At 72.6% G+C, this 20,496-nt stretch carries 19 protein-coding genes; 5 read left to right on the top strand and 14 right to left on the bottom strand.

Annotated elements, in window-relative coordinates; all coding sequences use genetic code 11:
• Position 1: 1 nt before the first annotated feature.
• Positions 2-787, bottom strand: a complete 786-nt coding sequence (nagB, locus tag BIU94_RS02835; protein ID WP_071254015.1) for a glucosamine-6-phosphate deaminase — start codon at positions 785-787, stop codon at positions 2-4.
• A gap of 59 nt (positions 788-846) precedes the next feature.
• Between nagB and BIU94_RS02830 the strand changes: the two genes are divergently transcribed.
• Positions 847-1,326: an NUDIX domain-containing protein gene (locus tag BIU94_RS02830; RefSeq protein ID WP_071254013.1), complete on the top strand. Its 480-nt coding sequence runs from the start codon at positions 847-849 to the stop codon at positions 1,324-1,326.
• Positions 1,327-1,525: 199 nt separating this feature from the next.
• On the top strand, positions 1,526-1,963 hold the full coding sequence (locus tag BIU94_RS02825; protein ID WP_071254124.1) for a YdeI/OmpD-associated family protein: 438 nt from the start codon (positions 1,526-1,528) through the stop codon (positions 1,961-1,963).
• A gap of 178 nt (positions 1,964-2,141) precedes the next feature.
• On the opposite strand, the gene BIU94_RS02820 is transcribed toward BIU94_RS02825, so the two are convergent.
• The 8 genes from BIU94_RS02820 to BIU94_RS02785 form a co-directional block, all read right to left on the bottom strand.
• Positions 2,142-3,005, bottom strand: coding sequence for an NAD(P)H-hydrate dehydratase (locus BIU94_RS02820; protein ID WP_071254011.1), 864 nt, complete (start codon positions 3,003-3,005; stop codon positions 2,142-2,144).
• Positions 2,995-3,735, bottom strand: a complete 741-nt coding sequence (locus BIU94_RS02815) for a histidine phosphatase family protein (protein WP_071254009.1) — start codon at positions 3,733-3,735, stop codon at positions 2,995-2,997. Before BIU94_RS02815 ends, BIU94_RS02820 begins: the two co-directional genes overlap by 11 nt.
• A 57-nt stretch (positions 3,736-3,792) precedes the next feature.
• The gene (locus BIU94_RS02810; RefSeq protein WP_071254007.1) at positions 3,793-4,758 is read right to left on the bottom strand and encodes a hypothetical protein; all 966 of its coding nucleotides are present in this window, start codon (positions 4,756-4,758) and stop codon (positions 3,793-3,795) included.
• Positions 4,759-5,000: 242 nt separating this feature from the next.
• Positions 5,001-8,120 carry a glycoside hydrolase family 38 C-terminal domain-containing protein gene (locus BIU94_RS02805; protein WP_071254004.1) on the bottom strand — a complete coding sequence of 1,040 codons (3,120 nt, stop codon included), beginning with the start codon at positions 8,118-8,120 and terminating at the stop codon, positions 5,001-5,003.
• Between the two features lie 57 nt (positions 8,121-8,177).
• A complete protein-coding gene (locus BIU94_RS02800) occupies positions 8,178-8,984 on the bottom strand; it encodes a carbohydrate ABC transporter permease (RefSeq protein WP_254782971.1) in 807 nt (268 codons plus the stop codon).
• A 92-nt stretch (positions 8,985-9,076) separates the two neighbouring features.
• Positions 9,077-9,940 carry a carbohydrate ABC transporter permease gene (locus tag BIU94_RS02795; protein WP_254784724.1) on the bottom strand — a complete coding sequence of 288 codons (864 nt, stop codon included), beginning with the start codon at positions 9,938-9,940 and terminating at the stop codon, positions 9,077-9,079.
• Between the two features lie 196 nt (positions 9,941-10,136).
• On the bottom strand, positions 10,137-11,495 hold the full coding sequence (locus tag BIU94_RS02790; protein WP_071254002.1) for an extracellular solute-binding protein: 1,359 nt from the start codon (positions 11,493-11,495) through the stop codon (positions 10,137-10,139).
• Between the two features lie 230 nt (positions 11,496-11,725).
• Positions 11,726-12,568 (bottom strand): PhzF family phenazine biosynthesis protein, encoded by an 843-nt coding sequence (locus tag BIU94_RS02785; protein WP_071254118.1) that lies wholly within the window; start codon positions 12,566-12,568, stop codon positions 11,726-11,728.
• Positions 12,569-12,691: 123 nt separating this feature from the next.
• Here BIU94_RS02785 and BIU94_RS02780 point away from each other — a divergent pair, with 123 nt between their 5' ends.
• Complete coding sequence (locus BIU94_RS02780; protein WP_071254000.1) at positions 12,692-13,198, top strand: hypothetical protein; 507 nt, start codon at positions 12,692-12,694, stop codon at positions 13,196-13,198.
• Between the two features lie 112 nt (positions 13,199-13,310).
• Here BIU94_RS02780 and BIU94_RS02775 read toward each other — a convergent pair whose 3' ends face one another.
• The 3 genes from BIU94_RS02775 to BIU94_RS02765 form a co-directional block, all read right to left on the bottom strand.
• Positions 13,311-15,797, bottom strand: a complete 2,487-nt coding sequence (locus tag BIU94_RS02775) for a lamin tail domain-containing protein (RefSeq protein WP_071253998.1) — start codon at positions 15,795-15,797, stop codon at positions 13,311-13,313.
• Between the two features lie 140 nt (positions 15,798-15,937).
• The gene (locus BIU94_RS02770) at positions 15,938-16,960 is read right to left on the bottom strand and encodes a hypothetical protein (protein ID WP_071253996.1); all 1,023 of its coding nucleotides are present in this window, start codon (positions 16,958-16,960) and stop codon (positions 15,938-15,940) included.
• A gap of 67 nt (positions 16,961-17,027) precedes the next feature.
• A complete protein-coding gene (locus BIU94_RS02765; RefSeq protein ID WP_071253995.1) occupies positions 17,028-18,290 on the bottom strand; it encodes an ROK family transcriptional regulator in 1,263 nt (420 codons plus the stop codon).
• Between the two features lie 87 nt (positions 18,291-18,377).
• Here BIU94_RS02765 and BIU94_RS02760 point away from each other — a divergent pair, with 87 nt between their 5' ends.
• Together BIU94_RS02760 and BIU94_RS02755 are read left to right on the top strand one after the other, a co-directional pair.
• Positions 18,378-18,833 carry a GNAT family N-acetyltransferase gene (locus BIU94_RS02760; RefSeq protein WP_071253993.1) on the top strand — a complete coding sequence of 152 codons (456 nt, stop codon included), beginning with the start codon at positions 18,378-18,380 and terminating at the stop codon, positions 18,831-18,833.
• A complete protein-coding gene (locus BIU94_RS02755) occupies positions 18,833-19,174 on the top strand; it encodes an MGMT family protein (protein WP_071253991.1) in 342 nt (113 codons plus the stop codon). The genes BIU94_RS02760 and BIU94_RS02755 overlap by 1 nt, the downstream gene beginning before the upstream one ends.
• Before the next feature lie 21 nt (positions 19,175-19,195).
• Here the strand turns inward: BIU94_RS02755 and BIU94_RS02750 are convergent, their stop codons facing one another.
• Positions 19,196-19,891 carry a TerD family protein gene (locus BIU94_RS02750; protein WP_071253989.1) on the bottom strand — a complete coding sequence of 232 codons (696 nt, stop codon included), beginning with the start codon at positions 19,889-19,891 and terminating at the stop codon, positions 19,196-19,198.
• Positions 19,892-19,977: 86 nt separating this feature from the next.
• Complete coding sequence (locus BIU94_RS02745; protein ID WP_071253987.1) at positions 19,978-20,403, bottom strand: DUF805 domain-containing protein; 426 nt, start codon at positions 20,401-20,403, stop codon at positions 19,978-19,980.
• Between the last annotated feature and the right edge of the window lie 93 nt (positions 20,404-20,496).

The raw sequence follows: 20,496 nt of genomic DNA, 5'->3' as shown, positions 1-20,496 counted from the left end.
CCTACTCGAACCGCTGCCAGGCCGGCTTGTTCGTGTACGTGTAGCGGTAGTAGTCGGCCAGCTGCAGGCCCGCGGCGGCTTCCTCGTCGACGACCACCGTCGCGTGCTCGTGCAACTGCAGCGCCGAGCCCGGGACGAAGGAGCTCAGCGGCCCCTCCACCGCGGCGGCGACCGCGTCCGCCTTCGACGAGCCCTGCGCCACGAGGACGAGTTCGCGGGCCTCGAGGATCGTGCCGAGCCCCTGGGTCATGCAGTGGGTCGGGACCTGCTCCGGCGAGTCGAAGAACCGGGCGTTCGCGTCACGGGTCGACGGCGCGAGGGTCTTGATGCGGGTCCGCGACGCGAACGACGACGTCGGCTCGTTGAACCCGATGTGCCCGTTCGCCCCGATGCCGAGGATCTGCACGTCGATCCCGCCAGCGGCCCGGATCGCGGCGTCGTACTCCTTCGCCGCGAACTCCAGGTCGGTGGCACGGCCGTCCGGCACCCGCACCCGGCTCGGGTCGAAGCCGAGCGGGCCGACGACGTCGCGCGCGATGACGCTGGCGTACGACTCCGGGTGCTCCAGCGGGATGCCGACGTACTCGTCGAGGGCGAACCCGCGGGCCTCGGCGAAGGTGATCTCCCCCGCACGGACCCGGCGCTGCAGGTCGGCGTAGATGCCCTGCGGGCTGGATCCGGTGGCGAGACCGATGACGGCGGACGGCTTCTTGGCGACGACGGACGCGATCTTGGCCGCGGCGACGCGACCGACCTCGTCCGGCGTGGGCAGGATGATGATCTCCACACCGCGATGCTACTGGTCATGACCAGTCTGCGACAGGGTGGGATCGGTAGCGTGGGCGCATGCCGACCCCCGACTTCGTCCTGTCCCTGCGATCGCGGATCGGCACCGAGCCGCTCTGGCTGACCGGGGTCACCGCCGTGGTCACCCGTGGCTCCGGGTCCGCCCGGGAGCTGCTCGTGGTGCGCCGCGCCGACACCGGCGCGTACACCCCGGTCACCGGCATCGTCGACCCGGGCGAGGAGCCCGCGGTCGCTGCCGAACGCGAGGTCCTCGAGGAGGCCGACGTCGTCGCCGTCGCCGAGCGCCTCGCCTGGGTGCAGGTCCTGCCGGAGATGACGTACCCGAACGGCGACCGGGCGCAGTACCTCGACCTCGTCTTCGCCTGCCGCTGGGTCTCCGGCACGCCGTCACCCGCCGACGGCGAGAACACCGAGGCGTTCTGGGCCCGGCTCGACGCCCTGCCCGCGATGCAGCCGAACATGCGCGCCCGCGTCGAGGCCGCCCTGTCCGACGAGCACGCCGCGCGCTTCCAGCGCTGACGGCGGGGCGGTCGTCCGGCGGGCGGTCGGTCGTCCGGCGGGCGGTCGGTCGTCCGGCGGGCGGGCGGTCGTCCGGCGGGCGGGCGGTCGTTCGTCGGGCGTTCGTTCGTCGGCTCGTCGGCGTCCCTTGTCGGGACGGCGGGGCCGCCGGTACGGTGCTGGCACGGCGACGGTCGCCGTGCACGAACGGGAGGCACGCATGCGGTTCACGACGACGGTCCTGCAGGCGCGGAAGACGGCCACCGGGCTGCCGGTCCCGCCGTCCGTCATCGACGCGCTCGGCTCCGGCAAGCGCCCCGCCGTGGTCGTCACGATCAACGGCGGGTACACCTACCGGTCCACCGTCGGGGTCATGAACGAGCAGTTCCTCGTGCCGCTGTCCGCCGAGCACCGGGCGGCCGCAGGGGTGGCCGCGGGCGACTCGGTCGAGGTGTCCCTCGAGGTCGACACCCTGCCGCGCGTCGTCGACCTCCCCGAGGACCTCGCAGCGGCACTGCAACAGGCCGGGGTCCGCGCGGCCTTCGACACGCTCTCGAACTCGCGGCAGCGGGCCCTCGCCGACCCGGTGTCCCAGGCGAAGGCCCCCGAGACCCGCGCCCGCCGCATCGAGAAGGCCGTCGACTCGCTGCGGTCCTGAGCGGGGCCGGGCCGCGGGCCGCGCCGTCTCGCCTTGGTGCAGTTTCGCGCGTGGGAGGTCGTTCCGCGCGTGGGGAGCCGTTCCGCGCGTAGGAAGCCGTTCCTTCCGTCTGCCCATGCGCGAAAGTGCTTCCCATGGCACGAGCAATGGGAAGGAACGACGGGCCGAACTCCCGCGGTCAGCGCCCGAGTTCGACCAGTACCCGCGGGATCTCGGTGAGCAGTTCACTCGCCAGGTAGCCGAGCGGTCCCACCTGCACGGCCAGGCGGTCCCCCGCGGTGGCGTGCACGGAACTGGCCCACGTGGCGGCCTGCGCCGGGTCGGCGCCACGGGCGAGGAGCCCGACGACGACGCCGGACAGCACGTCACCGCTGCCGCTCGTCCCGAGGCCGCCGGCACCGGTGCCCTTGATCCAGGTCCGACCGTCGGGGCTCGCGATGACGTCGGACAGGGCCACGACCGCGCCGTACCGCTCCGCGATCGCGAGGGCGTCGGCTTCGTCGTCCCCGCCGCACTCGCGGCCGAGCAGCCGTTCGGCCTCGCCACTGTTCGGCGTCATCACGAGTCGGCCGCGCAACGGTTCGAGCCGGTCCGCGACGTCGGCCGCGACGCCGAGGGCGAAGGCGTCCAGCACGACCAGCGTGTCGTCGCCGACGGCGTCCGCGATGGAGGCGACGAGGTCGCGCGCGCCGTCCGGTTCGTCCAGCCCTGGTCCGAGCAGCACGGCGTCGGCACTGCCGATGTCGTCCGCGATCGCCGCGAGTGCCCCCACGGCGATGTGCCCGGCGTCGTCCTGGTCGAGTGGTTCGACGCCCGACTCCGGCACGGCGACGGCGACCTCGGCTGCGACGCTCCGGGCGACGGCGAGCGTGAGCCGACCAGCGCCGACCCGGAGTGCGGCGAGCGCCGACAGCATCGCGGCCCCCGGCGTGCGGGCGGCGCCGCCGATGACGAGCACCTGGCCACGGCCGTACTTGCCCGCGCCGGGTTCGGGCAGCGGCCAGTCGCGCAGGAGGTTCGGGGTGATCTGTTCAGCGGACACGGACGTCGTCCTTCCGGCCGCTGTGCTCGGTGACCTCGGTCTCGTCGAGGTGCTCGACGGCCGAGAACTCCTCGAGCGTCCAGGGCTGCCCGACACCGTCGCGCCGCAGCCGGGTGAGCGAGGCGTTCGCCACGGTGTGGTCGCCGGCGAAGTCCATGAGGGCCGGTTCGTCGAGGTCGAGGCAGACCGCGACCATGAGCATGACGACGGCGTCGTGGGCGGCGAGGACCAGGCGGTCGGCTCCGTCGAGCCGGTCGACGTCGACGAGCAGGGACCGCAGCCGTGCCATCACGTCGACCCACGACTCACCGCCCGCTGGCCGGTGGTAGTACTTGCCGAGCCACTGCCGACGGCGCTCCTCGTCGGGGTGGCGGTTCCGCACCCCGGTCAGGGTGAGCAGGTCGAGGACGCCGAGTTCCCGGTCGCGCAGTCGCTCGTCCACCCGCTTCGTCGGTTCGGTGACGCCGCCGGCGGCGAGCGCGATCCCGATCGTCTGCTGCGCGCGGAGGTACGGCGAGACCCACAGCGCCGCGGACACGTCGTCCACGCCACGGTCGGCGAGTTCGCGGCCGAGTGCCCGGGACTGCTGCTCCCCGAGCGGGCTGAGCGGGACGTCGGCGTCGCGGTACTCGACCTCGATCACGTCGGCGCCCGCGCGTTCGGCACGCTCCGCGGCGACGTTGGCGAGGGATTCCCCGTGTCGGACGAGCCAGATCTCGGTGACAGCCATGCCCGCGACCGTAGACGACTGCCGCTGGACCCGTTCTCCGTCGCGGCTCCGGGAGCGTCAGCGGGCGACGTCGCGGGCGCTGCGGACCGGTCGGACGGCGCACGGCAGTCCGGCCGCGCGGAGCCTCCGGGTGAGTCGGTCGAGGTCCCACAGGTCGCGCCACTCCAGGCGGAGGATCACCCGCACCCCCGGCACGGTGAGCAACTGCTCGTGTCGGCGCTTCTCGTCGATGAACACCTGCGTGGCGTCGCGCCCGTTGCGGTACCGCTCCTGCGTGTACTTCGCGTGCCCGTCCATCTCGACGACCACGCCCTGTTCCGGGAACCAGAAGTCGACCTCGTACCGACGCCCCTCGACCACGAAGCGCTGCTGCAGGACCGGGACGGGCAGGCCGAGCTCGCGGAACACGACCCGCGCCAGTGACTCCGCGGGCGACCCGGAGCGCCCGTCGGCGATGTCGAGCGCGAGCACGGCGAGCCGGCGGCCACGGTCGTGCAGCGTCCCGCCGAGCGCTGCGGTGCACGCCTGTTTCGGGACACCGCTCCGTATCGCGGCGTCGGCGACGACGACGGTCGCCCGGGCGTCGCCGAGGAGCGCGATGTCGGCCACGGTGCGCGCGACCGTCGTGAACCGCACCCCGCCGTGATGCACGAGGTCAGTCGACCCGAGCGGCCTGGTGTGCAGGACGAGCGACTTCGTCCGTGCGCCGTACTGCGACTTCGGGACCGTGATGTGGACGTCCTCCGGCCAGCCGGCCAGCCAGGGCAGGCCGTGCGCCGCGACCGCCGAGACGTGCGACCCCGCGGCTGCGGTGCTCCGACGTCCGAGGCGGGCGAAGACCCGGGTGACGTACTGCTGGCGAGGGCCGGCCGCGTCCCAGTCGGCCCCGCGGACGAACGCGTTCGGTCCGACGCGGACGAGCCGGTCGGGGCCGTCCCCGGCGGCGCGGCGACGCATGGCGGCACCGGAGCGGCCTGCGTCGCGCATGGAGCTGGCGCGGTAGATGGCGAGTGGCTGTTCCATGCCGTCCACGGTGGAGGGCGACCACGCCGGGAGGTGCCGAGCATGTGGATCTGTGGACGGGCCTCCCGGCAGACCGTCCTGTGGAGGACGAACGTTCCTTCCCAATGCACCCGCAATGGAAAGGCGAATCGCGCGTAGGTGGCCAGAAGAAACTGGCACCTACGCGCGATTCGACCTCCTACGCGCGATTCAGCCCCCTACGCGCGAAACAGCACCCGGCACCGGCAACAGCACCCGCGCCCTCAGCCCCGGCGCACCCGCAGCGTCACGATCTCGAACGGGCGGAGCGTCAGCACGACCGGCTCGCCGGCGTCCCACGAGTCGCCGAGCGTCCGCTCGAGCAGGTCCACCGCGGTCACCGAGGCGGCGTCGAACCCGAACGACACCCCGACGTCGGTCGCCCGGCCGCCCGAGGCCTCGTACAGGCGCACGACCACGTCGCCCGAGCGGTCCTCGGCGAGCTTGACGGCCTCGACGAGCACCTGCGGCGATGACACCGTGACGAGCGGCTCGACGGTCGTGGAGCCGGACACGGTCCGGACCGGCAGGTTGAGCCGGTAGCCCGAGTCCGCCGCGTCGAGCACCGAGGCACCGACGCGCAGCACCGTCCGGAACACGTGGTGCCCCTGGTCGGCGTCCGGGTCCGGGAACGTCGGCCCGCGCAGCAGCGACTCGCGCACGAGCGTCGTGGTCCCGCCGTCGGGTCGCGTGGAGCGGGTGACGTCGTGGCCGTAGGTCGAGTCGTTCGCCACCGCGACGCCGAACCCGGGCTCGGCGACGTGCACCCAGCGGTGCGCCGACGTCTCGAAGCGGGCGTGGTCCCACGAGGTGTTCTGGTGGGTCGGCCGGTCGATGTGCCCGAACTGGATCTCGCTCGAGGCCGACGACGCCCGGACGTCGACGGGGAACGCGAGCTTCAGCAGCTTCTGGTGCTCGTGCCAGTCGACCTCGGTCTCGATCACCAGTTCCGGCTCGCCCTCGACAGCGGAGTACCGCGTCGTGAGCGTCGATGCCCCGAAGGACCGTTCCACCACGAGCGCGGAGCCCTCGATCGCGACCGACGAGGCCGCCAGCACGGTGCCGTTGCGCTGGTAGGCGCGGTCGATGTCCCACGCCTCCCACTGGTTCGGGGTGTCGCGGAACACCGTGTACTCGGCGCCGGCCGCGCCCGGTGCGATCGCGTCGCGACCGCTGGCACGGTCGACGAGCGACACCACGTGGCCGGCCGCGTCGACGGTCGCCGTGACGACGCCGGTGTCGAAGACGAAGTGGTCGCCGTTCCGGACGGGAGGCACGGGTCGCGGCTCCTCGCCGAGCGAACCTCCCAGGGCGGTTGCGTCCCCCGCCGCGACCGGCGAGGCGTTGAAGCGCACGACGTTCCCGGACGAGCCGCTGCCGCCGACGGCGTCGGCGCCGGACGGCGCATCGAGCAGCCCGCTGCCACCGCTCCCGCCTGCGGCCGTCGACGACGACGCACCGACGCCGGCGAGCGCCGTGGCTCCGCCGTTCGCGAGCGCGGTCGTCGCGTCGCCGATCAGCCCCTCGAGGACCGCGGCGATCCGTGCGTAGTTCTCCTCGGCGTTCTCGTAGACCCAGGCGATCGAGGACCCGGGCAGGATGTCGTGGAACTGCTGCAGCAGGACGGTGTGCCAGGCCGCTTCGAGTTCCTCGTACGGGTACTCCGCGCCGAGTCGCACGGCCGCGGTCGCCGCCCAGAGCTCGGCCTCGCGCAGCAGGTGCTCGGAGCGGCGGTTGCCCTGCTTCGTGCGGATCTGCGACGTGTAGGTGCCGCGGTGGAACTCGAGGTACATCTCCCCCGACCACACGCCGGGTTCCGGCAGCACGCGCTCGAGCTCCTCGAAGACCTGGGCGGGCGTGCCGAGCTGGACGCGGGGCGAGCCGTCCAGGTCGTGCTGGCGTCGGGCGGCCGCGACCATCTCGCGGGTGGGGCCGCCGCCGCCGTCGCCGAAGCCGTAGAGCAGCATCGAGGTGTTCGCGACGCCGCGCTCCTTGTTGTTCCGCTCGCCGCGGTGCAGGTCGGCGGCGGAGACGTCCGAGTTGTAGGTGTCCGCCGGCGGCAGGTGCGTCAGGATGCGCGAGCCGTCGATGCCCTCCCAGTGGAAGGACGTGTGCGGGATGACGTTCGTCTCGTTCCACGACGGCTTCTGGGTGACGAACCATTTCGAGCCCGCGGCACGGACGATCTGCGGCAGGGCGCCCGAGTAGCCGAACGAGTCGGGCAGCCAGGCCTCCGGGGTGTCGATGCCGAACTCCTCGAGGAAGAACCGCTTGCCCGCGACGAACTGACGGGCGAGGGCCTCGCCGCCGGGCAGGTTCGTGTCGGACTCGACCCACATGCCGCCGACCGGGATCCACCGGCCCTCGGCCACCCGCTGCTTGATGCGCGCCCAGATGGACGGGTACCCGTCACGGATCCAGGCGTACTGCTGCGCCGACGAGCACGCGAAGGTGAAGTCCGGGTCGCGGTCCATCAGGTCGAGCACGTTCGAGAAGGTGCGCGCGCACTTGCGCACCGTCTCGCGCACCGGCCAGAGCCAGGCGGAGTCGATGTGCGCGTGTCCGACGGCGATCGCGCGGTGTGCGGCAGCGCTCGCGGGCACGGCGAGCACGGGCGCGAGGACCGCGCGGGCGTCGGCCGCGGTGCCGGCGACGTCGTCCGGGTCGAGGGCGTCGGCGGCGAGCTCGAGCGCGTGCAGGACGTCCGCGCCGCGGGTGCCGTCGGTCGGCAGCTCCGCCATCAGGCCGCGGAGGACCCAGAGGTCCTGCTGCAGTTCCCACACGGTGTCGTCGCGCTCGACGACCTCGAGCGCGCGCACCCGGTAGATCGGCCGGTCGCCGGCGGTCGACCGGGAGCCGAGCGGGGTCCGGCCCTGGAACGAGTCGCCGCCGATGTCCGGGTTCGCACCGGCCTCGACGTAGAGCTCGAACGACTCGCCGGGGCCGACCTCGAGGGGCACGGTGTCGTTGCGCGGCTCGATGCCCTTGATCGTGGAGCCGTCCGGGCGGTAGGCGAGCCCCTCGGCCTGGAACCCCGGGTGGCGCTTCGTGAAGCCGAGGTCGACGCGCAGCTCGGCGGTGGTGCCGGGTGCGGTGCCGAAGTCCTCGGGCACGGTGCCGGTGACCCGGAACCAGGTGGTCCCCCACGGGCGGCCGCCCCAGGCGCTGCCCACCGTGAACGGCGTGTACGTCTCGCGCACCGCGGCCGCGAACGGCACCGGTTCGCCCGGCACCTCCCACGCCTCGATCGTCACCGGTGCCGAGCGCCGCAGGACGGCGGGGTCGACGCGGTCGCGGACGAGGCGGGCGATGCGGGCCTCGACGAGCGGTTCGTCCTTGTGCATGTGCTTCCTTTCGAGAGAGCCGGCGGGACCGACGGATCGGCCCTGGTCGCCGACGGATCAGCCCTTGATGCCGCCGGCGAGCGCGTTGCCGCCGCCGAGGCCCCTGGACACGATCACGTAGAGGGCGATGACGGGCACGGAGTAGATGATCGAGAACGCCGCGAGCTGCCCGTAGGCGACGGCGCCGTACTGCCCGAAGAAGTTGAAGATGCTCACCGCGGCGGGCACCTTGTCGGGCGAGAGCAGCAGAACGAAGGGGACGAAGAAGTTCCCCCAGGCCTGGATGAACACGAAGATGAACACCACCGCGATGCCCGGCCGCATGAGCGGGATGACGATGCGGGTCAGGGTCGTCATCATCGAGGCGCCGTCGGTCCACGCTGCTTCCTCGAGCGAGATCGGCACCGAGTCCATGAAGTTCTTCGCCATCCAGATCGCCATCGGCAGGCTGGTCGCAGCGAGGAAGAAGATGCAGCCCCACACGTTGTCGATGAGGTTGAGCGACACGAACAGGCTGTAGACCGGCACCATCATCGCGGTGATCGGCAGCCCGGTGCCGAACAGGATCCCGTACAGGAACGGCTTGTTGACGCGCATCTTGTAGCGGGACAGCGGGTAGGCGGCGAGGAGCGCGACCACCACCGTCACGACCGCCGTGCCGCCGGAGAGCAGCAGGCTGTTCGCGAGCGGGATGAACGACAGCTCCGGCGTGAGCACCTTCGTGAAGTTGTCGAGGGTGAACGACGCGGGCAGCTTCACCGACAGCGAGGCCGCGGAGTCGAACGCGGCCAGGACGAGCCAGAGCAACGGCACCGCGAAGCACACCGCGATGACGAGCAGCACGACGTTCGACACCCACCGCATCGTCCGACCCCGCGGCGAGGTCATGTGCAGCGAGCCCGGTGCGGTCACCGACCGCGTGGCGTTGGGTACGGGACGGTCGGCGGTGATCGCCATCAGTCCACCTCCGGCTTGAGCGCGCGGATGTAGACGATCGAGAAGACCGCCCCCACCACGAGCAGGATGGTCGCGATCGCGGTCCCGAAGCCGAGCTGCGAGAACTTGAACGCCTCCTGGTACGCCAGGATCGGCAGGGTCGACGAGTTCGTGCCGGGGCCGCCGGCCGTCATCACGTAGATGAGGGTGAACACCGACAGCGTCTGCAGCGTCGTCAGCATGAGGTTGGTCGAGATGCTCCGGCGGATGACGGGCAGCGTGATGTAGACGAGCCGCTGCCAGCCGGTGGCGCCGTCGACCTCGGCGGACTCGGTGATCTCCTCGGGGACCTCCTGCACGGCGGCGGAGTACACGAGCATCGAGAACGCGGTGCCGCGCCAGATGTTCGCCAGGATCACCGCGAGCATCGGGTACGTGTACAGCCAGTTCGGGCCGGAGATGCCGATCGACGCGAGGAACGCGTTGAGCGTCCCCTCGTCGTTGAAGAACGCGTAGGCGGCGAACGAGGCGACGATCTCCGGCAGCACCCAGGCGGCGACGACGAACGTGCCGACGATCGCACGGACCGCCCGGTTCGCGGTGCGCATGAGGAGCGCGAGCCCGAGGCCGAGCACGTTCTGGCCGACGACGGCCGAGGCGAGCAGGAACACGACGGTGAGGACGACGGACTTCGGGAAGTCCGGGTCGCGGAACAGCTCGAGGTAGTTCTGCAGGCCGACGAACTGCTGGTCGGCGGCGCCGGCGCCGGTGAGCGCCGAGTTCGTGAACGACCCGTAGAACGACGAGATGACCGGGCCGAGCAGGAACACGACGAGCAGGACCATCGCCGGCAGGAGGGGGACCGCGCGGCTGGCGGCTCGCATCGGCCGCCGCTTGCGCGGGGCCGGTGGGTCGGTGCGTTTCGGCGCACCGGGCGCCGACAGCGTCGGCGCGAGTGGGGTGGTGGACACGGTGGCTGCCTTCCGGGTGCGGCTGGGGCTGGCTGAGGTGGGGAGAGGCGGACGGGAGGCGCGGCGCACGACGCGGGGCGCGCCTCCCGTCCGTCAGGTGGTCCGGTCCCTACCCGGAGACCGTGTTCTCCTTGCCGACCACGCCGACGACCGCGTCGTCGTAGGCCTTCGCCGCCTGTGCCGGCGACTGCTGCCCGGTCATCACGGACTCCATCGCGACCTGGATCGCGTTGGAGACCTGCGAGTAGTCGCTCGTCGCCGGGCGGAAGTTCGTGTTCTCCACGAGCCCGGAGAAGAACTTGAACGTCGGGTTCGACGCGTCGTACGACGGGTCCTCGGCGACGTCCTTGCGGACCGCGATCTGGCTGTTCTCGATGTCGTACTTGAGCGAGCCCTCCTTGTTGAGGAAGGTCGTGATGAAGTCGAACGCGGCCTGCGGGTTCTTCGAGTTCTTGCCGACCGCCAGGGTCCAGCCACCGGACATGCTGTTGTACCCGGGGGCCTGGCCGTTCTGCGTCGGCATCGGCGCCTGGCCCATGACCTTGTCCCAGTCAGCCCACGGGGCGGTGCCGGACTTCAGCCACGTGCCGGACTGCCACGAGCCGTCGAGGTCGATCGCGAGCTTGCCCTTCGGCAGCCACGTCTGCGCGATCGTGGTGCCGATGTTCGTGTCGAGGGCCTGCTGCGGTGTCGGGCCGAGGCCGCCCTGGTAGACCTCCTTGATGAACTGCAGCGAGTCCTGGAACTGCTTCGAGCCGGTGACCCACTTCTTGTCCTTGTAGAGCGTGTTCCCGGAACCATCCGCCCCGTAGAGCAGCATCTCGAAGCCCTGCATCGTCGAGGCCTCGCCCTGCGGCTTCCCCGAGTAGATGTTGAACGGGATGACGTCCGGCTGCTGCTCCTTGATGGTCTTCGCCGCGGACAGGACGTCGTCCCAGGTCTTCGGCTTCCACGGCACGGGGAGCCCGGCCTTCGCGAAGATGTCCTTGTTGTACCAGAGCGCCCGGGTGTCGGTGCCCATCGGGATCCCGTAGACCTTGCCGTCGTCGCCCTGGCCGGCCTGCTTGGCGTTGTCGAAGAACTGGTCCCACTCGTCCCACTTCGCCGTGTACTGGTCGAGCGGCAGCAGGTACCCGGCCTCGGCGTCGGCCTTCACCAGGAAGGTGTCCTCGTACATGACGTCCGGCGCGGTCGCCGGCGCCTTGTTCATGAGCGCGAGCTTCGTGTAGTAGTCGTTCTCCTGCGCCTGGATCGGCACGAGTTCGACCTTCTTGCCCGGGTTGTCCTTCTCGTACTGCTTCTTGACGACCTGCATCTGGGCGTCGAGCTGCTGGAAGGCGCCGAACTTCTGGTAGGCGATCTTGATGGTGTCGCTCGAGGCGGACCCCGAGCTCGAGCAGCCTGCCAGGCCGGCTGCGGCGACTGCCACGGCGGCGAGGCCGGCGAGGATTCGGGTGCGGCGTTTCATCGGTGCTCCTTTGCACGGGATGTCCGCGGGCTCCTCGGCCCGCGCGCAGGATTAGTCCAGCGGATGGACTTATCCGTGTCAAGGAGTTTCTCGCCGCGGGCCGCGGCGCGGGGGTGCGGCGTGCGGGTGCGGGTGCGGCAGCGCGGCGCGGGGCGGCGTTGTCCGCCGCTGGTGCACTCGGTGAGCAGAAGATGTTGTCGGGTCGGCGCGCTCGACCCGACGTCTTCTGCTCACTCGATCGGGGTCGCTGTGCCCGTGACGGTGATGCCGCCGGACGCCGGGACGTCGACGAGCAGCACGCTCGGGCGTCCGACGTGCCGGCCCTGCCGGATGGTGACGCGGTCCCCCGCCGCGACGGCACCGACCTCGCGCAGGTACGCGCCCGTCGCCGCTGCGGCGGAACCGGTCGCGGGATCCTCGGTGATGCGGCCGACGGGGAACAGGTTCCGCGCCTCGTACTCGCGCTCGCCGGTCCGGTGCAGCACGGTCACCGTGCCGTGCCAGCCGCTCTCCTGCTTGAGCGCGGCGAGCGGGACCGGGTCGAACCGGAACTGGTGGAACAGCTCGCTGTCGTGCAGCACCACCAACGGGTGCCAGTTGCCCGCGAACGACTCGAGCACCGGGAACCCCGGGGCGACGTCGCCGGGTACGAGCCCGAGCAGGTCGAGCAGTCGGGTCAGCCGCCCGGGCTCGACGGCCCGGGAGTCCGGCTCGACGCTCGTCATCGCCACCTGCACCGTGCCGTCCGCGCCGGTCGTGGCGTCGAGCGACACCGGACCGGCCGCGGTGGTGAAGACCCGGGTGCCGATCCCCTCGCGCTCAGCGATCGCGACCCCGAGCGCGACGGTGGCGTGCCCGCAGAACGGGACCTCGGCGCCCGGCGAGAAGTAGCGGACGCGCGGGCCGGTCGCGGTGGCGCCGACGACGAACGCGGTCTCGGGGTAGCCGACCTGCCGGGCGACCGCGAGCATCTCGTCGTCGGACAGCGCGGCCGCGTCGAGCACCAGACCGGCCGGGTTGCCGCCGCCCGGCTCGGCGGCGAACGCGGTGTACCGGAGGATCTCGATGCCCATCCGACGACGGTACCGCTGTGCCGCGCCGACCGGGGCCGAGCACTCGACGGTGGGGAAAACCCCCGGGTCGATCCGGGTGCGCACGTGATGTGTCACCGGCCGGCCGCGGCCGAGACTGGATCCATGAGCATCGACACCCGCCCCACCACCGCCCGCCGGACGCTCCGGATCGCCCTCGCCACGACCGCCGCAGCGTCGGCCCTCCTGCTCGCGACCGGGTGCAGCGTCCTGCAGGACATCGTCCCGAACAAGACCCCGCAGAAGCACTTCGCCTCGTACGCCGACGCGCCGCGGTCCGGTGAGTCGAAGGACGTCGCGTTCTTCATGCCGGCGTGGGTGCCGGACGACGCGGAGGACATCGACGTCCGCCTGCACGCCTCGCAGCCCGGCTACGTCATCCGGTTCGACTCGGCGCGCGGCGTGGACCTCGACGACTGCACGGAGCTCGACGGCTCGTACCGCGGACCGGCGATGACCGCGGACTTCCTGCCGGAGGACCTGCCGACCACGGGCCTGGTGACCTGCGGCGACGGGCGCGCGGTCGCCCAGATCGGCGAGCACTGGTACGGCTGGACGACGGAGGAGGTCGTCCCCGGCGACGACGGCCAGACGCTCCGCACGCAGGACTGACCCGGGGCTGCGCGCCTCGCGCCTCGCGCCTCGCATGGTGAGCAGGAACGGTCGGGTCGCGCACGGCGACCCGACCGTTCCTGCTCACCAAGCGCCCCGTAGGGCGTGGGGACTACTCCGCGACCGTGCGGAGGCGGCGGCGGCGGCGGCGGCGGCGGCGGCGGCGGTGCACGAGTACCCCGGCACCTGCGGCGAGGAGCAGCAGCGCCAGCAACGCACCCGCACCGAGGCCGTCCGCACCGGTGAACGCGAGCTCCCCGTCACCCGTGACCACCGTGATCGTGGTCCACCCGACCAAGCTGCCATCCGCCGCGGTCACCGCGAGACGGTGCGCACCCGGCGCGGTGTCCGCCGGGATCGTCACCCGCACGGTGCCGTCCGCCGCGACCACGACGGTGCCGATCAGCGACGGGGTCGAGTACAGCCACACGTGCACCGTCGCACCGGCGTACTGCGCGCCGACCGTCACCGTGATCGTCTCCCCCGCACGAGCCGACGCCGGAGCGGACACACCACCACGGTTCGCCCCCGTCAACGACCCCTCCGACGGCGCCACCGGGACCACCGGCGGCGTGATCCCGTCCACCGGCGGCACCGGCGTCGGGTCCACACCCGGACCAGGGGTCGGCACCGGCGTCGGCTCCGGCGTCGGACCCGGCGTCGGGTCCGTACCCGGGCCGGGCGTGGGCCCCGGCGTCGGCGTCGGCGTCGGCGTCGGGTCCGTGCCGCCCTCGCACGGGTACGTCCCGGTGCGGAGCGAGAAGCCGTCCGTGTCGTTGTCGTCGGCGTAGAAGGTCGCCCGCTCGCCGTCCGTGCAGACCCCCGAGATCGCGAAGCCCTCGTTCGCGAGCGTCCGGTCCGCGTCCGCCGGGGCCTCGTACAGGGTGGTCGCGGCGAAGGCGCCGTCGGTGACCGCGAACAGTGCCGTGCGGCCGGAGCAGACCTCGTCGCAGACCACCCACAGGGCGTCGAGCGTCGGGTCGAACTGCACGTCCGCGACGACCGCGAACGGCGTCGCGATCGTGGCCACACGCTGGAAGGCGCCGTCCTCCATCAGGGCGTACGCGTACACGCTCGCCGTCCCCTCGACCCCGACGAGGAAGAGCCCCTCGCCGTGTCCCGGGTAGGTCGCCGGGGTGTAGGCGGCGCCGGTGTGCTCGTCGGCGAACGCGTGCTCGGTCAGCCACGCGTCCGGGATCCAGGTCACGCCTTCCAGGCCGGCGTTCGCGCCGAGCCCGGGGAAGTCCGCGGCCAGGTCCCACTCGTCGGTGGCGCGCAGCACGGCTGCGGACCCGTCCGTCGTGGCGTAGCGGAGCACGGCCGGTCGGCTCGTCGACGACACGTCGTTGTCGCGCTCGGTCGAGACGTACACGGCACCCGGGTCGTCGGCGGTGACCGTGACGCCCTCGGCGTCCGGGGTCCCGGTGCCGTCGGCGTAGCGCAGGTCGGTGCCCGCGGCGTTGGTCGGCACCCAGCCGCCCTCGCCGTCCGAGGCCAGGTGGTAGAGCAGTCCGTCGCCGTTCTGCACGGCCCAGAGCTGCCCGTCGCCCGAGGTGCTCGAGGTCGTCCAGTCGAGACCGCTCAGGTCGCCCGAGAACGTGTCCTCGTCGTCGAGCACCGTCTCGTCCGGGCCGCCGGGCCAGGCCTCGGCGGTGACGACGCCGGCGAACCGGTTCGCCGCGCCCTTCGTCGGCTCGGCGGTGACGGCGAACTCGCCGGTGCCGTCCGGGTTGCGGCCGTACGTCGTCGCGGCGTGCTCCGACCAGCGGTACTCGTCGGCGATCGCCCCCGCGGGGTCGGCGAGCCGCACCGCGTCCGCCTTGCCGAGGCCGAACACGAAGTCGGCCTCGTCGAGCACCGTGAACCCGCCCGGCGCGACCGTCGTGCCGGCGGGGATCGGGTAGGTGTGGTCGTTTTCGCTGTCACGCAGCACGTACCCGCCGAGGTCGACGGTCGTGGTGCCGACGTTCGTCAGCTCCACCCAGTCTCCCGGGGTGCCGCCCTGCGACTCGACCTCGTTGATGCGGACCGGCGACGAGCAGTCGTTGAGCGCACTCTTCGTCGAGGCCGTCGTGTCGACGAGCGGCCCGGTGCCGTCCGGGCAGCGCCCCCAGGTGACGGCAGCGTGCGCGGTCCAGGAGTACCGGAGCACCAGGTCGCCGGCGGTGTCGTACACGCGGACGGTGTCCTTGCCGCCCAGGCCGAAGTCGAACCCCGGCGCGGTGGCCGACAGCCCGTCGATGACGAAGTACCCGCCGGCCGCGATGGTCGACCCGCTCGGCAGCACGTACGCCTCGTGCTGGCCGTCGTCGTCGAGGAACGCGTAGCCGGACAGGTCGATGGCCGCGGCGGAGGTGTTCGCCAGCTCGACCCAGTCGGTGTCGTCGCCGTTCGACTCGACCTCGTTGACCACCAGGCCGTTCGCGGCGGCGGCACCGACCGAGGGGTCGTCCGCACCGACGACCGCGACGGCTGGGCTGGCGACGCCGATGCCGGCGGCGGCGATGAGCGCGGCCGCGAGTGCCGCGGTGGCGCGCAAGGTCGACGGGCGCAGCGTCGACGGGCGCAGGGTCGGCGGGCGCAGGGCAGGAGCGCGCATGCAGGGTCCTTCTCGGGGAGGTCGGGGAGACCTGCACGACTGTTCAGCATCCGGGCGTCCCGCCGGTGGCCGTCGGGTGAACGACGGGTGTCGTGGACCGTGGTCGCGACCGTCCCGGGCGACCCAGACCTCGTCGCCGGTCAGCCCCGGGCGACCCCGGAGAAGTCCGGCGTCCCGTCGGCGAGCGCCGGCAGCGGCGATCCGTCGACGTACCGCGGCCAGGCGAGCGCGCGCGACGCCGTCGGTCGGGTCGCGTACCGGAACCCGTCCGGACCGGTCACCGTGTCGGTGTCCGGTGACGCGACCGGCACCGCGGCAGCGGGAGTCGGAGCGGCGGGAGCGGACGCAGCGGGCGTGGACATGGGCGCCGGTGGCGCACTCGGCTCCCAGGCCGTCGGCGGGGCGGACGCCGACACCGCACCGGAGCCCGGCGTCGCACCCCAGGCAGAGGCAGCGGGTCCCGGCCCGGGCGAGGGGTCGGCGAACGGCAACGGCCCCCACGACCCCACCGACGCGTCGTGGTGGTCCCGCGGGCGGAAGAGCGCGTTGCTCAGCGGCACCACGACGGTGCCGAGCAGGTCGAGGATGACGACCACCCAGACGAGTCGCCAGTATCCCGGGCGCAGGTCGAGGCCGGGGGCGAGCAACGGGATCGACACGAGCAGCGCGAGCAACGCGATGACCCCGACGGTCGACTTGGCGACGACCTGCAGCACCGGCGTCGGGAACCGCCGGTGGATGACGAGCAGCAGGTGCACGTGCAGCAGCGCCACCCGCGCGACGGCGACGAGCCCGATCCACTGCCAGAACCGTTCGCCGACGAGCCAGATCCCGTCGCCGCCGTACGGGTCGGTCGGGACGATCCAGACCTTCACCAACCCGGCGACGAGCAGGTACAGCGACGTCAGGACGCTCGCGAACGCGAAGGTCCCCGACCGCTGCGAGGAGACGTCGGCGTCGTACCAGGACAGCAGGGCGAAGACGACGACCACGACGATCGTCAGGAGCAGCTGCACCGCGACCCGGCCGAAGTCCCCGAGCAGCACCGCCACGATGCCGACGAGTCCGGCGGCGACGACCGCCCCGATGATCGTGCGGAACACGAGCGGGCGGACCCTTGCCCAGCGCGGATCGATCGTGCCGTCGTCCAGCGTGTCCGTCATGGTCCCCCCAGGTCCCCCGCACCGCCGACGGGTGCGTCGGTCCGCAAGCGTAGCGGCGACCGGTGGGTCAGCGCCCGATGAGCAGGGCGCTGGCCCGGGGCGACAGGGCCGCGTCGAGCACCAGGCACGCGGCCCCGACCGCGGCGACGTCGGCGCCCCGGTCGCTCTCGACGACGGCGACCGGGTGCTTCGGCACGAGCAACGGCGAGTCGACGATCGCCGCTCGGGCGGCGGGCAGCGCCGCGCTCGCGATCCGCGACCAGAACGGGCCGCCGAAGACCACCCGGTCGACGTCGAGCAGGTTCACGATGAGCACGACGGCCTGCCCCATCACGGCGCCGGCCTGCGCGGCGAGCGTCACGGCGGCGGCGTCCCCGTCGTCGATGGCTGCGGCGAGCTCGTCCCACGCAGCGTTCACCGCGTCGGCCGCGACGGGGGCGGTGCCGCCGACCGTGCCGCCGGTGAAGCGGACGCCGCGCTCCCGCGCGATCCGCACGAGTCGGTCCGGCGCGACGGCGGCGCCGACCTCGCCCCGCGTGCCCGCGCTGTCCGGGGTCCCGGCGAGGGCGCCCTGGTCGACCATGATGTGCCCGGCGTCGCCCGCGTTCGACCCGACCCCGCGCACCGGCTCGTGGTCGAGCACGAGTCCGACGCCGAACCCGGTGCCGAAGTACACGAAGGCGAAGTTCCGCGCCGCGGACTCCCCCGCCAGGAACATCTCACCGACGGCCGCCGCGGTCACGTCCTTCTCGAGCAGCACCGGGTGACCGGTGGCCTCGGCGAGTGCCTCGCGCAGCGGCACGTCCCGCCACCGCGGCAGGAAGGGCGGGTCGACCACGATGCCGGCGTCGACGTCGATCGGGCCCGGGCTCGCGATGCCGATGCCGAGCACGGCGTCGACGTCGATGCCGGCCTCGGCGACCAGGCCGCGCACCGCCGAGGCGACGGTGCGCACCACCTCGGACGGGTCGTCCGCGGTCGGGGTGGACGTGGTGGTCGACGCCACCACCGCCCCGGCCAGGTCGAGCAGCACGTAGGTGACGACGGCGGGGTCGACGTGCACGCCGACGGCGTAGCGGCTGCCGGGTTCCAGCCGCAGGATGGTGCGGGGCTTGCCGCGGCCGGAGACGACGGTGCCGGACTCGACGATCATGCCGGCCTCGATGAGGAACCGGGTGACGTTCGACACGGTCTGCGCGCTGAGGCCCGTGCGCGACGCGAGCTCGACCCGGCTCAGGCCGTCCGGTGAGCGGCGGACCGCGTCGAGCACGACCGTGCGGTTGAACCCGCCGATCGACGGCAGGTTCGCCCCGCGCCGATGCTCTGCCATCCCGCGACCATACCGCGGTGCAACGGTGCGGTCTCGGTCCGCCGCGGGCGCTGGCCCCCGGACGGGTCGCACCACTACCCTGGCCGCATGTCCGACCTGCGTCTCGAAGAACTCTCCGCGAAGACCGCTGCGGCGGCGAACTCCCTGACGCTCAAGCCGGGCCAGGAACAGTTCGTGCAGCCGACCACGTACGGCGTCGCCGAGTCCGACGTCAAGCCGAGTTCGGCGTGGACACGCGTGGTCCTCGACGGCGACGAGGTCCTCGGGATCATCATCGGCTCGTTCGACCCGGACAGCACGCACGAGGAACTCCGCAGCTGCATCTGGCGCGTCAACGTCGCGGCGAGCGCGCAGGGTCGCGGCGTCGGCCGCTTCGCCGTGCACGGCCTGGCGGACGAGGCCCGCAGCCGCGGGTTCGAGCGGCTGACCGTGGTGTACGAGCCCGGCGGCGACGACAGCCCCGAGGCGTTCTTCCGCGCCCTCGGCTTCGAGGTCGTGCGCGAGACCCGGTACGGCGACCACTTCGCGGTCCTGCCGCTGTAGTGCCTGCCGCCACCGGGGCGCACGAGGACTTCGGCGCCGCCGTCGCCGAGGTCGTCCGGAGCATCCCGCCCGGTCACGTCATGACCTACGGCGACGTCGCCGCCGTGCTCGGTTCACGGGCGTCCCGCGCCGTCGGCAAGGTCATGGCGCACGAGGGCGCCGACCTGCCGTGGTGGCGGGTCGTCCGCGCGGGCGGGCTCCCGCCGCTCCACCACGAGGAGCGGGCGCTCGGCCACTACCGCGCCGAGGGCACGCCCGTCCGGCAGGGGGCGTCGACCTGGAGGCTCGACATGCGTCGGGCGCGCTGGTCGCCGACCACGGACGCGGACGACCCGTTCTGAACGGGCGCCGACGGGGTCGGCCTACTTGAACGCGTTGACCGCGCCCGCGTCCATCACCACGGAGCCGTCGTCCGCGATGACGGGCCGCTTCTCGGAGCGCGGTGCCGAGTAGAACTCGAGCTTCTCGATGCGGACCTGGTCGCCGTTCGTGATGACGCCGGGCACGCACGTGTAGACCTTGTTGTTCGTGTCGGCGTCCCGCGCGTCGATCTCGACGACGTCACCGGCACCGTTGTCGATCGCCATGCCGACCTGGTACTTGCGGAAGGACCCGGTGCCGTTCGACTGCGCGGAGTACACGACGGGCACGATCCGGGCGATCTCGGGGTTCAGCGTGATCGCCACGGTCTCCTGCGCCATGGTCGTCTGGCCGGTGCCGCGTCGCTCGTCACCGCGGTGCACGACGGCGCCGTCGGCGGTGCGGGGGCTGAAGGAGCGCTCGGCCTTCGTGCCGAACTGCGCGACGGTCTCGACGTGCCCGTCGCGGTACTGCACGAGGGCGTAGACGTCGTAGTCGGTGGCGTTCGGCCACGAGATCGTCGCGGTGATCGTCTGCGTCTTGGTGAGCGAGACGACCTGTCGCTTCTCGAGGTTGATGCGCCCCTTCGCCAGGCCGAGGTCGGACGCCGGCGCGGGCGCCTCGGTCGGCTGCTGCGGCGCGGTGGTCGCGGCCGGCTCCTGTGCCGGCGTGGTGGTCTTCTTGCCGAACCCGAACATGTGCTCCCCCAGGTGGTGTCGTGCGGCGGCGTCGTGCCGCGCTGCTGCGGTCCATCCTGCCGGAGGAACCGGTGCGTGTGCTGCGCTCAGCGGTCGAAGCGCACGCCCTTCGGGTTCGACGGCAGCAGGAACAGCACGAGGAGCACGAGCGAGCCGATGCCGGGCAGCACGTGCAGGAACTGCCAGAACCCGGACCGGTCCGCGTCGTGCAGCCGGCGGGCGCCGAGGGCGAGGGAGCCGATCAGCGTCACCAGCCCCCAGAGCACGAACAGGTAGGACCCGACCGGGTTCTCGAGCAGCGGGGTGTCCGGCGTGAAGGCCTGCGGGGCGAGCTGCAGCACGAGACCGATCGCGAGCGACGTCAGCCACCACCACCAGAACTCGGAGCGCGAGGCCCGGCCGGTGAAGACGGTGTACTTGCGCCAGAACCGACGGACGGCCTCGGCGAAGGGGGCGCCGACGAACGGCTCGCTCAGGGCGACGCCGCCGGGCTGCACGCTCTCGTTGCTCATCGGTCCAGCCAACCACGTCGTCCCCGAGCGGCCGTGTCCCCCGCCCGGAGCGACGCACCCCGGAACGGGCGACGCGCCCCGGATCACCGGGGC

The sequence above is a fragment of the Curtobacterium sp. MMLR14_006 genome (assembly GCF_001864985.1).
GTDB lineage: Bacteria > Actinomycetota > Actinomycetes > Actinomycetales > Microbacteriaceae > Curtobacterium.
Note: the sequence above shows the minus strand (reverse complement) of the source record. Positions and strands in the feature narration are given on the sequence as shown.